3 protein-coding genes are annotated in these 15,402 nt (G+C 44.1%); all 3 read right to left on the bottom strand.

Going from position 1 to position 15,402, the window contains the following annotated elements; translation table 11 throughout:
• Window positions 1–14 precede the first annotated feature (14 nt).
• Genes RB604_RS12130 through RB604_RS12120 form a run of 3 tightly spaced genes read right to left on the bottom strand, consistent with a single transcriptional unit; the run spans window position 15 to window position 15,282 of the window.
• Complete coding sequence (locus RB604_RS12130; protein ID WP_007480431.1) at window positions 15–9,392, bottom strand: InlB B-repeat-containing protein; 9,378 nt, start codon at window positions 9,390–9,392, stop codon at window positions 15–17.
• Window positions 9,393–9,400: 8 nt separating this feature from the next.
• Window positions 9,401–12,016 carry an InlB B-repeat-containing protein gene (locus tag RB604_RS12125; protein WP_007480430.1) on the bottom strand — a complete coding sequence of 872 codons (2,616 nt, stop codon included), beginning with the start codon at window positions 12,014–12,016 and terminating at the stop codon, window positions 9,401–9,403.
• Window positions 12,017–12,030: 14 nt separating this feature from the next.
• Entirely contained in the window at window positions 12,031–15,282 is a 3,252-nt protein-coding gene (locus RB604_RS12120; RefSeq protein WP_055295509.1) for a leucine-rich repeat domain-containing protein, read from the bottom strand.
• Window positions 15,283–15,402: the final 120 nt, after the last annotated feature.

Genomic DNA, 15,402 nt, shown 5'->3' with positions numbered 1-15,402 from the left:
TCATCCTTTACTTACTACTTTGTACGATTCGATTTCACAAACTTCTGCCGAATGAGATCCGTATCCGTCTGAATTGTAATAAAGTAGATACCTTCCGTTAACGAAGTCACATCCAGTCCTACTCCCAACGGCAAGGTGTCAGTAGTCAGTAATACACTTCCTTTCATATCAATAATGCGTATTTCCTTCACATTCTGCAAATCAGTCCGGATAAACAGACGATCTTTCACCGGATTAGGATAGATCAACAAACTACTACCGTTTTTATCAAGACCGGTTGCCGACCCCAAATGGAGTATAAACGGATTAGTCAGACTCCCAACCACATTAGCGCCAAAACGGATTGTCTCTTTTATATCGAACTCCTCACCCGTCAGCGTGTTATAGGCACGGAACGTCACCTTTTCGTTCGTCTGCTCACCGTGCACAGTGACGAACTGATAACCATCCGCCTCTGACGACATGCCACGACACTCTTCACCGGTAAACGCACCAATCAGGAATTGACCGGCGGGCAATTCTTGCCCGCTACTGCTGTAAAGCCGGGAGATAACTCCCATATTATCGGCATATTTACGCTTGTCGTACTGCCATTTCGCAAAATAATAACTTTCTGATGCACGATAGGAAAGCATAGGAATAGCCATCTTGCTACTTCCCGTCGGATAATTAAAGGATTTCACCGAACCGGAATAATATAGATAGGCATTACCCGGAGCAAGAACAGAAAGACTGCCCTTCCAAGCTGCACCATCATAAGTGGCAAACTGATCCTGTGCCATCACAATGTCGCCCTCTTCGGCCATCAAATTGCATAATGCAGCATTGACGGACATTTCCATATTCGGAGTATACCCCATCCAATTCCAACCTTTATTCAGGGTTATAGTCACTTCATTCTCCGCGAAAGGAATCCCCTTCAATGAAAAATCAACATCCTCTTTTACGCGTACCTTATACCCCCTATCCGGTTTGAAAGCTGTCAGCGAACCGTATAGGCCGTATTGATCATCGTAAACCAAATCTTCCTCCTGCCCCAAGACAGAGACGACAGATTGCTTTATAGATTCCAACAACGCGACGGGATTATTCAGATTCTCGTCTTTCACATTGATTGAGAACCAATTCCAACCGGTAGGAAGCTCATAAGAGACCATTGTATCGATCGGTATTTTCGTAAAGACAGCTTCGATCTCCACATTCTTCTTTATGGTTAAGGAGAAAATTGCATCCGTCGAAAGAATCTCGCCATCCACTCTCCAGCCATTGAATACATAACCGGCATTGGGTGACGCCGAAAGCTGAATATCCGTATTATACTCATATTTACCGACCCCTTTACCTAAAGAGACTATCCCGGCCTGAACATCATAATCAATGGTAACATCATATAATTTAGCCTTGAACTCCGCTTTTATGGTTCTGTCTGCCACAATCTGATATTTATAGACCGGCTCTTCCGAAATCTTTTCACCATTTATTTTCCAACAAGCAAAGTCGTATCCTTCGTTTGCTTCGGCCTTCAGTTCCAAATTAGTACCAAAGACGTACTCTTGGTTTTTAGGAGTTACTACCCCTGCCCCTTCCGGAGTGACAACAACAGACAGGGCAACCTTTCCGCCTACGAACTGATTCCATGTGGCATTTTTACCGGAACTACCGCAAAAACCATCCAGATCCTCTATATCCTCCGTTTGAACGGTCAGTACATGATAACCGTCGCGAGGGGGCAACAGGGATAAATCCAGTTTGTATTGGGTGTCGGACACGGGTTCTATAACGAGTTGAGACAGATCAACTTTAGTGTTCTGGCAGTACAATGACAGATCGTCCGCCGTAAAAGTCGCGGTATTTATAGGTTTATTGAATGTCACCAGGATTTCCGTCAAAGCGGAGTGTATGTCTCCCGTCGGTATCCCGCCAAATGACTCTACTTCCAGCACCAGATCGGGTTTGGGAGTGAATGTCAAGACGTAGGACTCCTGCGCGTTGGCCAGATAATCGGCAAAACGAAGATTATTTTCGTACAGTGGATCTTTACCGTCTCTCAACGTCCTGTCCGTTTGCCAGAAATTCTGCAAATCGATCACGGCGTCATCACTCATACGGGTCACGGAAGCCAGTTTCTGTCTGCCATTGGTAGGATCATGAATCGCTCCATATACCCAGCCTTTTGCCCCTGATAATGTCAGGGTATACTGATTATTGCCCATGCTGCTGCAGGAAGCCGACTCTGAAACAATGGTTACCCGGTCATCCACAGTACCGTCCGTCAGATAGACACAATCGGGCAGATCGTTCGCATCTTTTATATCGTTCACCATAAAAGCAGTCAATGAAGTATTAGGTACTTTCAAGCTCCTAATCAGTTCATGACAACCTTCTATCGACAACAGGTTGAAATCTTCGTTTCCATAACTCGATCCTTTCGTTATAGTGGTGTTGTACTCGGTGAAATGTCCCAATAAGGAAGAGGTGAAATACCACTGGGCATATGCCTGCTTACCGGCCTGTATCGAACCGAAGTCCAGATTGGCGAAATCAGCAGTGGCCGCTTGCCCGTTCATGCTGAAACCTATCATCTCAAAATGTATAGCCAGTCCCTTTTGGTTATCGACTATCTCCGGCTGTCCCGTAGCTATTTTCACACTATTCGCATCTCCATATCCGACGTTATTAATCAACAATGAAAACTCTGCCGGTATGCTCGGTTCTATTTCCGCCGTTTCCGGATCATCGCCAAATACATCACGTTCCACAAAATAAGAGAGCGACAAATCCGGACACGGTTTCACGGTCAACGTAACCGGATACAAATCCCGCGTCACAAACAGCCCGGTGAAAGGATCTTTATAAGTAATCGTTCCTCCGAAAGAGTACTCTTTCGGCTCTGTGGGGGCAGCATATTTGGAAGGTACAAACAGAATGGTAGCTGTTCCCGTCTGCTTTGCTTCCAACGTCCACGGACCTTTCAATTTTCCACCAAAATGGTCGATGCTTTCATTCGAAACGGCAAACTGCTGGGAAGTAGCCAACTTTCCTTCATTATCTCTCACTTCCAGATTCAACTGCAAGCTATCTATGGCTTGGGCTTCATGGCCGTTGAACATGGTCAACGTTCCTCTGAACGCCTGACGAGCAACCGTTATTGTCTGTTTGAAAGAGAGAGAAATGGTAGAGCAAACACCTTTGGACGGCTCGTCATCGGGATCTGTTTCATCTGGCGTGTCTATTTTATTTCCATCATATATCCTCAACACACATTGATCGACCAATCCCTCATACGTGGCTTTCAGTGTAGTTGTACCCGCCTTTTCACCTATAAGTGTGGCACCACTAATGTGAGCCAACTCTTTTTCTATAGTGATCACAGGTTCAACCATCGTCTGGTCTCCATTGTCCCAATAGCACATTGCATGAATGGTACGCTCTTCATCAATCGCTACGTAAACGGAATCACGGACAAGAGCGATCCGTACAGGAGTAGCCGATGTTTGAAGAGGTGTATCAACATATACACTGTCAAACAATAGACAGTCATTCTGGTCTATCCCTATGGCATAAACTGTTATCCGGCCTTTATGAGTGGCAGGAATATCGCACGAAGCCTGCTCATCAGCCGAAGTATAAGATTTTCCGTCAGAAAAATTAGCGATCATAACTGTCTTCAAAATATTGGAAGAGGTTTCTACCTGCATATCTACTTTCCTGTTATCCGTAGGATTAAGTGCAGCTTCCAGTTTTAAGTCATTACCATTATCCGACCTTACAGATAAATTCCGCATTCTTTTGTCCACATTGCTCTTATAATGTAAATCGACTGGTCGGAAACCAGACATACTAAATGCTGTTGATCCGGAGGGCTGGTTCAATAAAGAAAGAATCCTTTTATGTATAGTCGCATTATTGGGAGAATCAGTATGGCTGGGCCCCATCAAGTTATTGGTATAAGGCTCATTCAATCCTCCTTTTTGACTTTCCAAAGAGACTACTCCGTCGTTCAACCCATCATAGAATATCAGTCCTAATGCTTTGAAGATAACTGCTAACTCATAAAGAGGAGTGCTGACATATGAGGGGTCTATGACATTTACAGCCGTTGTCAACGCATGAACCGGAATCCCGTTCATCTTAGATAAAGCCGCATCATTGTTTAAAAAATCATCGATTGCCTTTGAATCCAAAGCCAAATCATTAATGGCATCGGGCTTAAAATGTATCCAATGATCTACAATACCTGCTATAATGGGATGCTGATCCAAAACAGGACCGAAAACATCGCCCAGCGGACTTCCCGAATGAGGGGTGTTCAATGTAATCAATTTATGTACATTCTTGTCATCTACATACTGCACATGTAATCTGGACAAGATTCCTCCCATGCTATGGCCTACCAAATCGGCCTTTTGAGATACGTAGCCATTATCCATGCACATCATACGGGACTCTTTAATACCCCAATCCGCCACTTTTCTATCCAAAGCATTTACAGCAAAGTAAGCGCAATTCGTTGTACTATAATCCACACAATTCAATTGGAATCCCCGATATAAATTAGATGCTTTCAAATAGGTCCGCAATTTTGCAAAACAAGTTTCATCGGAATTCAAACCATGAATCATTACCACCGGAACACGGATTATTTCAATATTCACATCATACGAATCTGAATGATATTGACTGGAATATTGCATCCGGGCAGTTATCGTATGAACAGGTTTATCGTCCTCCGGAAAGTTTTCCGGAGCTACATATATAACATTTGTCCAGGAATCGGCATTTTCCAAGTGTCCCAAATCTTCCGACAAAGTCCACTTAACAGTATATCCGCATTCATCCGACGGAATCTTCGAAGTAGCTACATCTAATATTATTTTTACTTTGGACTGTCCGTCAGCAGCCACACCTTTTACCTCGCTACTACGGCTACTCCCCTTTTCTGTCACCAGTTTATATTTCAAAACAGGTTTTTCCTCACAAGGTTGTTCTTCGGGTTGCTCATCCGCTCCGTCATCGCCATTATTTTTCTTCGAACAGATTTCTATCGAAACTTTGTTTCCCGATGAAGACGATCCATAAGAAGAGTTTCCGCCACCGCTTAATGACGGGAAACCACTGCCACTACCACCACCGGGACCACCGGAACCACTTCCCGGTTTGTTGCACAACCCATTCGGACCATAGAAATAGTCATAATAATCCGACGCCGTCTTATACTTTCCGGAACAATAATATTCCCAATACTTTTTCCATCTGAAGTCCAAGCATTTAGTGCCCCATCCGGCCCTCGCTTCCGCTGATTTAAATTTCGTGCGATAAGATACAATCCGGGACGGATCATCGACACCAGCACCGGAAGAGGTGTTCGTTATTCTGGAATGCGTAAAGACAACATCATCATATTCCACCTCTGCCGTTACACGTACGGGGACAATGATCGACTCCTGTGCCCGCAACTGAGCGATGGGATTTTCACACAACAGTTCAAACTTCAGTCCTTCTACCTCGGGAACATCGATTGTTACGTTCTGGGCTGTAATCAATCCCTTGTTAGTCAGAGTTAAATTGAAAATGTAGTTTTTACAGTAAATCTCGCTGGGATAGGTAGTCACAACTACCGGAACCGGAACATTGGTTTCGTATTTCACTACCGTTTCGACTTCATACTCATCCTGTATTTCCGTTTCGACCACATTCCAATCGTACGTAATAGCTTGGAATGTCAGATCCACATCTACTTTGGTCGTCTTACCGGGATCTACCAACAAATTGTTTGAATAACTGTCATGCTTTTCGGCCGTCACCGTTATTGCATAATACCCTTCGGGAATATCGCCCACCGTAAACAACCCATCGATACCGGTAACTCCCTCATAAATAACCTGCCGAGACACCGGATGCATAATAACAACCTTCGCCCCTTCCACATGAGGAGCCTCATCGGTAAAGTAAGTGTATTCATCTTTTACATCGACTACCAATGTTCCCTTAGTCTCCGACACCGGTTCGATACTGTAAGACAACGGGATTCCGTTGCCATTGCGGCAATTGATTCCAATCGTACCTGTCACCGGAACATTCAATTGCATTTCATCGGTTGTGGCAAGCCGCAGAACGACCACTGCACTATCACCGCCGGCAATAGAAGGCATTTCAAGAGGAGTAACAGAGGTCATCCACTTTTGATCGGACGGTAATACCACAGAAACAACGCCTGTTTCTTCTTTACCGGTATTGGTCAGGATAACCGAATAATCACGGACAGTCCCTTTCGTCACCGTTGTATGAATGGATGATACATTTGCACGCAATACCGGTTTCTGTGATTTGCAATGATAGAAAACAGTAGTGGACAAAGAAGCACCTTCGGCTGTCGTTATCTTCAAAGGCATCCGTTCGTAATCGATAAGATTGGTCTGCTCGTTGCCGGTCACCGTATAAGCGATCTCTCCCATGCTATTGGCCGGTATGGACGACAGGACATCGAACTCCACCTGACATCCGTTCACCAATGAAACCAATTCCGCCTTGACATTTGTCAAAGGAACGTTGCACGGATTAAATATGGCAATCTTGTCGGTGTAAGGTTCATCGGTCGTTACGTTCCAAGTGATCCAGGAATCGGATGTACGCCGGATGCCATAAATATCAAACGAGGCCATTTCAGTTTTCAAACCTTCACCAGGATAACAAGCGCCAACCATAAAATGTCCCATCTGCCTGGAAGCCGGTTTGAAATTCAGCGTGTAATTTCCATCCGAATCCGCCTGTGCCTGCAGGACTTCCCGGGCTCCGTTACTGATGATATAAACCTCCAGTTTTGCATTAGCGACATCCACACCAGACACTTTTCCGGTAATAACGATCTCTTCTCCTTGCTGATAAAATTCTTTTCCGACCGATGCCGTTACAGAAAACTTGGGATTCATGGTCAAAGGAAGCACATCTGAAACATTGTTTACAGACGTCAGTTCCTTAACCGAATGATCTTCATTGACAATTGCCACAATGCTGTATTTTCCGGTTACATCCGGCAATGCGAAATTCCTCGAAATAAGTTCCTCTTCACCTACCATTAACGCCTTTTGCGTATATAGAGTGGTAAGGAAGGTCTTTTTAGAGGTACTGCTATATTTCTGGTCAGACGTCAGGTACACCATGACCTTCGTCTTTGCCGGCAATTCTGCCGCACCTTTATTGATAACCTTCGCACTCACCGTAAGTGTATCACCGGCCAATGCTTCCTTCTTTGAAAGTGCCAAATAGCTGATTGCGACATCAGGCAATGTCTGATCCGTTATCATCACCCAACAGATACCTTTCGTATATCCCTCCGAAGTGGCAATAATCGTGCTGGTCCGGTCGCCTTCGGAAACATCATTCGCCTTAGCATACACCTTGACATCGACAGAAGATACGCCTGCCGGTATAATAACCGTTTTGTCGAAAACCAAATCAGTTTCATTATCGCTTGTCAGAGTTACGGTTATATCGGCATTGTCCGTATTATTTCTGGTAACTTTCAACACGATGCCTTCGGCCACTCCCTCCAATATGGTAGGTTGTGAAGTGGTTAATGATAATGACGGCCCGTCATCATCGAGTATTTTAAAAGATTTCGTGACATGTCCGCCGCTTGTTGCCGTTGCGGAACAATTGCACGAAGGGAGATAAACCGATGCGGTGACAATCACCTCGCGATCGCCGTCCTTCAATGCATTATCGACCACTCCTATCGAAAATTCCTGTGAACTAACTCCCGCAGGAAAAACCAATGTTTCATAAGACAGGTATGCGTCCTGCGAACTGACCGCCAACTTCACCGTTATCTTACTTTCCAAGTTGGTGATGCGGGTCACCCGTCCGACGATGGCTGTACTTCCTGCCGACTCATTGATCTCTTCCGTAGAAAATGACAACTGTATCTGCGGAACATCATTGTCATTCAACAGGATGATACATTTTCCACCGTTGTATCCATCCGCCGATACTGTGAAATCGACATCGGCCGTTACATCCGGAATATTATCATCGACAGCCAACACTTCTACTGCCACACTCTTCTCACCCGCCGGAATCATTACCTGAGCCGGAAGTTTAAAACGGCTTTTATGGCTGGTCGACAGATACACTGTCAATGGAGTATCCCTTTTACTCTCACGTTCAACAGTGAGTGTAAAGGTGTCTCCCTCCGTCAGTTCTGTTTTAGAGGGGATTAAAGTCAAAGCAGGCAGTTCGTCATCTATGATATGGACTTCGCCCGTTATGGTCTCGTATCCGTTTCCTTCAATGGTGATCGTTACAACCGAATCAACATTCAGCACCTCATTGTCTATCGCATGGATGTAGAAAGTGCCGCCAGATTGCCCTGCCGGTATAGTCACCGATTGTGGTACATTCAAACGCTCCGGCTTATCCGCACGAAGACTGAAAACCTGCTCATTCGCCCAAGTGCCACTCCGATACAATTTGCAACGAATCAAAGAGGTATTATTCTCTTTGATAGCTGCCGTGGGAAGCTCTACCCGTAGTTTTTTAGCAATCGTACACCCTGTTCCGGCATAAGCCGTATTATTACCTATGGCAGCAGCCAGTTCACCTAAATTGGTCCCGGGAATCAACTTGACTTTGGCCTTTACCATTCCATCGACTCCCGGCAAATCCGATAAGGTAAATTCTGCCTGTCGGTTCACAGTCCCGCCGTCTCCCAAGATAGATTCGTAATAGACCTTGCCTAAGTAAACCTCTTCGCCATTATCCGCCACCAAAGAAACCTGTTCGCTCCAACCGTCCCCCGTCTCCTTATCTCCTTCATTGGTTACCAACCAGGAGACCACAATCTTATCACTGGGAGCATAAGACGATTTATCGACCTTGACGGTAGAGACTGCTACATCCGGACGCGGATCAGCTATCATGATCAAGGCGCCGGCTTCGGACGATGTCCATACGTTACTGCCATCGCGGGCACTCAATATGGGGTTTTCTATCACAAAAGGATATTTGCCACCGACCTCCCAATTTTCCGGAACTTGCAACGAAAAGTTGATCAGGTTTCCGGAGTTTCCTCTTAAAGGTGTGTTTGTAAGAGAATAAACGACGAACAAATAATGGGTACTGCTCATCCTTCGCACAGACAGACTATGATCTGACTTGCGATCGGTCAGGCTCCAGGAGGAACCGGTGATGGTACTTCCCGATGGCAACTGCACGTCGAATTGCAGGGCGACAATCTCGCTGTCGTTACTTATTGCTACCGGAACGTTGATCGTTTTGCCCCGTCCGCACTCCATTTCCGGGATATATATTTTATTTGTCACCTGCTGTGCCACCATCGGCAAAGAGGAAAGCAACACTCCCCACAGCAGCATGAAAACCATTTTACGCTTCATAACTCATCTTATTTTGAAATGACTACTTTTTGACTCTTATATACCACGCTACCGTTTGTTTCCAACTGCACCCTCAGAAGATAAATTCCCGAAACTAAATTCGATACTACCTTCAAAGTTCCTGCGGAGGGAGATTCGAACGCTTTCTCATCGATCGGGCAACCGTCCATGCCGATTACATCGACCGTCATACGTTCTGTTTCAACCGGTAATGTGACAAAGACATCATTGCCCACTGTATAAATGGAAACTTCCCCGGAGACACCTGCATGGATACCTGTTGGAGAAACCGTTGACACAATGCGCTGCGCTTCTTTATCCGCCAAATCGACATAGGTAACAACCGGATCTTTTGACGAGAGTTCGGCAAGTACCGTGCGTCCTGCCGGCATCACCTCTCCTGAAGTGGAGAAGATAACCAGACGTACTCCCCCATCCTTGTTCTTCGTAGCCGACTGGAATTGGTTTACATTCAACAACATGCGCAATTGAGACTGCTGGCAATGGTTCAATACAATATCCACAGCAGCAACTTCAACATCACTATACATCACGAGCATTCCGTCTTCCACACAGACACGTGCGGAAGGCAGCATTTTCGAGCGGGACGATGCCATATAGTCCGCAGTAGAAAGAGTTACAGGAACAGCACCCTCCAACACAAGATTGACAATCAGGACCATATCCTGAACGGTGAGGTTAGAATCCTCATAGACATCCGCCGCCGCGTAAACAAACGGATACCGGCTATTACCCAAAATATAATTCAACGTTTCCTGCACATCCAATATGTCGATTGCCGAGTCCACATTGACATCTCCTTTCTCAAAGGTAACCATCCATGGAATGGTACTTCCGTAAGCATCGTTAGCATTCGATCTTAATAAAAAACGGCTACCGGACGGCGTCCGCCAATCAGACCAATTCATAGCGTATATACCGGAGTCGTATCGTAAAGACGCCGAAGCATACAGCCCGGACTCTTCAAAATACATATCCAGAGAAGAAACCGGCTTATAATTCTTGCCGGAATGAGAATAGGTGAAAATAGTAGGTAAATCGAAATGCTGTTTTACAGCCAACCGCATCGTTTGCACCTCTTCCACAGACACTTGCTGATAATAGATACTCAGACTCTTGATTGCATCCGATAAAGGCCGGGATAGCTCAGAAAAACGATTATTACTCAAATTTAATGTTTCCAAGCCGGGAAACGCATCTGCCAAAACAGAAATATCTCCCCTCAGCCGGTTAGCATTCAATATCAGGCTCGAGACAGTCGGTTCAACAGCATGCTTGGCAAGGGTATCAGCCAAGTCCTGCACATCCCAATCCAAAGAATTATTGCTCAAATCGAGTTGTTCCAAAGTGGAAAGAGACAATACGGAAGGAGGTATATGCCCTCTCACTCCCCTACCATTAAGATTAATCTCCGACACATGTGTATCGATAAAAGTAACTCCACGCCAATTATTACCGTCGATCATGTCGCTATCGATATTCCAAGGTTGATACCATCCAGCACCATTCATTTTATGATACATATCGCACAAGGCGGCATAATCCTCCGGCCCCATTTTCTTGGGTGCCAAAGTCACATTCAATCGGACACTAAATGTACTCAGTTCTTTTTCAATTCCATTGGGCAATGTTACTACTACATTATTAAACTGTATGGTATAATATCCGGGAGTCATCTGCGGAGAAGCCATCAAGGAAACATTAAGTATCACCCCCGAAGTCCCTTGTATGTTTTGTTCACCGGAAACAACAAAATGCAAAGATTTTTCCCCTTCATTTTCAGTAATTTGTAACGTATGTGCATTACACCGGTTACCTAATGTTACTTTCTCTTTATCGATCACAATATTACTATCCGATACTAAATCAAAAGCAACCCCAGATACATTTCCCGAATTAACCAGATAAACCGGAAAATCGACCGTGCCGCCCTGCTCTACAGAAGTAGAATACCCTTGAATATAATAATACTTTTCATCCGGCGTACTGGGTTCACCGGGATTGTAAGGATCGAACACGAATTTCGCTTTCAAGGCCACATCTTCCTTCCCCATCGTGAAATCCAAAGACGCATTGGTGGAGAGCTTCAATGTATCGGCGCCTTCTATACGATACCAATAAGCCAACTTATATCCATTATTTCCATATGCTCGTAAATACAGCTGTTCGCCTTCTGCAAATGTGCTGCCGCTACTCCAATTAAAACTGCCGGCCCCTACCGGATCGGACTCTAAAAAGAGCTGATGCCGGATAACCGGTTCGGGAGGATTGGGAGGACTATACACAAAGCGAGCCGTCAAAGTAACATCCGTACTCCCCATAAGATAATTAAAGCCGGGGGAAGTGGAAATGACCTTACCGTCTTGTTCCCATGCTACAAAACGATAATCACCTCTGGAATAAGCATATAAATAATAAGATTCCCCTTCAGTTACCGCCACTTCCTTCTCACAATTGAAGTATCCGGCTTCTGCCGGTTCGGCCACCAGAGAGATGCGCAAACTTCCTGCCGGTTCGGGAGGATTGGGAGGGTCGTATTGCCCCCAAGCAGTGAGGTTACTCAACAGTAACCCCACAAGGAGGATATATTTCAGTCGTTTCATAATGAATTATTTTATTAATAAACCACTGATTTACTGATAGAATTACCAGCTTTTATCACATAAACGCCTTTAGTCAGAGGAACAAATGTACCCGTTTCTTCAACCGGAAGCTCGGCTATCTTCACTCCGGCCACTGTATAAACCTCCACCTTCTCTCCAGCTTGCCCTTTAACAAGGATACCCCCGTCAGCAGACGTTACTTCACAAGCAACATCCGACCGTTCTTCTTTCACCGACGTCGGAGCTGCACCGAAACGTAGAACAAAACGATTGTCAAAGTTACCGGCTTCGGATGAAAAACGATAACCTTCGGCAGACAGCGCTACCGTACGATCGGTTACTGCATCGTACAGCCATGCATCGACATCGGCCTTATCCGCATAAAGAGTATATTCTCCGGCACTACCGGCATAATATCCCAACCGGACAGACCCACCTTCGATAAAAGGCCGTGCATTAATAGCATATTGCAAACGTGTATTATCCAGTGTGTAAAGTTGCGGCACTGCGGCCACTGGACTCATGAACTTAGCAGCATCCTCCTGCATATCATATCCCGCAGAAGCATTCGAAACAAATGCGATACGAGTTTTATCAGCATATGTGCCGTCGGTCAAACGCAAATTAATCAAACTGCGGGAACCGGAAACACTCCTCATTGAACGTGTAGTCCATTTTCCATCGACCAACGCCGCCTTAGCAAGACGCTGTTCCGGCATAAAATGAATCGTCTCCGTTCCTTGAGGAACCTGCACGAAGAAAGCTTCCATCGGTGCAAAGACATATTCATCCGCATCCAGTATGGAATAAGCGTCATAGGTCCATGAATCCTTGTTCCATACCGTAATGGGAGATTTAAAATCGATACCGTTCATATTATAATAGCAGGGATACGGATTACCGATCAAGTTCCAGCCCTGATTGGAAGCGTAGTTTGAAATATTCTCACTAACAGGTATTTCTTTCGAAGCAGGAGTCAACATCTGCATTCCACTATCCATATCTCCTCTTACAGTCAGGTACACCTCCATGCTCGCCTGGAAAATATAACCTTGTCCGGCATGTAGTACACCCTCCGTCACATCTTTCCAGCTTTGCCCAGTTCCATTCAAGGCACGTTCCGCACCGTCATAATATCGGAATACATAACCGATAGAACCCACTAAAGTGGTATCTATTTTTTCAACCGTGATAGCGGACATATCCACATCAAACGGAAAAGATAAGAAATACCAATTGCCAGCTCTACATGCATATTTTATTTCCATATCAGCGACCGTAACATCACAATTAGTCACAATGGCAGATGAAGCAAGCGGTCGCCCCTCGACAGGATATCCATGATAAGAATCATAGAACCATTCACGCAGGTTACTGTCGCCTTGCTGCATAACTAACGAATTCAGAGAGAAAGTACCACTGCCATCCAATGTCAAAGAACTTCCATATCCCAATGTTAAATCAGTAACCGGTTCAAGTAGACTTCTATCCACATGCAAAGAACCGTTAAGCGTCATTGATTCCTGTACTTCTTCCAGAGATTCCATATTTGGAAATTCTCTCCAATAAGTATGTTCGGCATAGTCGCGGACCGAAAATCCAGGTACTCTCAGATGACACATACCCTTATCCAAATCCCTAAAAGGATCATTGTAAATTTCCATATCTAACGGAGCCGGCATATGACAAGTAATCTGTTGCAACTGCCAACATCCGGCGAACGCATTATTGGATAAGTAATTTAAAGAAGACGGTAATTCTATTTCCTGCAAATTGGAACAGTATGCAAAAGCATCATCGAATATACATTTTAACCCTTCCGGCAGAACGACCGAGAGTAAATGGTCATTCCAACCAAATGAGCTATTAGAGATATAATCCAATCTGGCATGTTTCAAGTTCAGCGACTCCAGTTTCCACATGTCACTATTTATAAATCGAAGGTCTTCTTCATTCAATGGACCGGTTACCGTCAATTTTGTAATTTTATCAGATTCCATAGACGAAGCCCATACTTTTTCGTGCAGCGTTCCCGGCATATCCACCTCCACCTCTAAGGAAGTATCGGGTATGATTCTATCACCATATGTTTCCACATACGATTCTTGCAATATTTCCTTATCGTCTCTTCGCTCAAAAACAGTTTTCAACGGAAGTCCATTTTCATCGTATGTACGATCGTATGTATATATACTCGAATAAATATAATCCCCATCAATCTCTTTCGATTCATATCTGATTATATCCCCTTTTTCATTGAATATTTTAGTTGTCGTAAATGTCCAATCATCCAAAACATTAGCATAGGTATACGAAAAACTGCCATTATCATCCAAGTAAGTTTTCGTTTCAACAAGCATTGGAACTTCTAATTCCTGTTCTCCCACAATCACTTTTATCGTACGGGTATATCGATCTTTTTCAGCATCATATTCAGATACCACATGTCCTTTCATAAGGACAACCGTACCGTCTTCATCCGCTTCGCTACCTATTACTATATCAGCATTGAAAAGAGAAAAATCATCTCCGTCATTGTCAAAGAAATATTCGTCCCAGTCATCGGAAAAACATAAATAAGGATTCAATTTTTCCGTCTCATACATAGGCACGATGTTCGTAAGTGACAGGCTGTCTCCATAAGATACCAAATAAAATTCAGACGGAAAATCGTCTTTCCAACTGATTTTAACTTTAGCCCTATCATTACTGCCGTATGACTCGTAAATCCAAGTCAGGTATCCTTTTTCATTAAAAGTGGCCTCCTGAACGATGCGGCTATCAATTCCGGTACGAATGCCATTTTCATCCAAAATAGTAGTAAAAGACGAATTAGTTGAATATTCCACCCACTCTTTTCCATTCCATTGATAAGTAATCTCACTTAATTTCATCTTTCCCTGTACTCCACCATAACTACACATTTTCCTATAAACATCACCTTGTTCTTCCAACAATATATTTCCCAAAGAATCAAATTCTAAATAATAAAAATCTTTACGGGAAACCGTTCCATCACCATTATAATAGGTATATTCCCGATTCACTTTCGGCGGATAATATTTATTATTCGAAACACTTCTCGTCAAAAGACTTCCATACCTTCCCAAATTAGACTTTGTAAAGTCTTGGTTTACCCTTGACTTCACTATCTGTTCTCTACGATTAGTCTCATGGCGTTTCAACCAATCGCCAAATGCATTTTGAGCATTAAGTTCCACACCCAACAAAAACAACAAAATAGAAAAAAGTAGTCTTGCTTTCATATGTCTGAAAATTTAAAAATTTACAATAATATTAGCATAGGTAAAGATATACTGTTTTAAAATATTAGAAAAACGGTATTTTTATCAAAAGTGCCCAAACTGATAAAATCAATGTCTATC

The organism is Bacteroides salyersiae (assembly GCF_031172035.1).
GTDB classification, from domain to species: Bacteria; Bacteroidota; Bacteroidia; order Bacteroidales; family Bacteroidaceae; genus Bacteroides; species Bacteroides salyersiae.
This window is presented reverse-complemented; position numbering and strand designations above follow the sequence as displayed.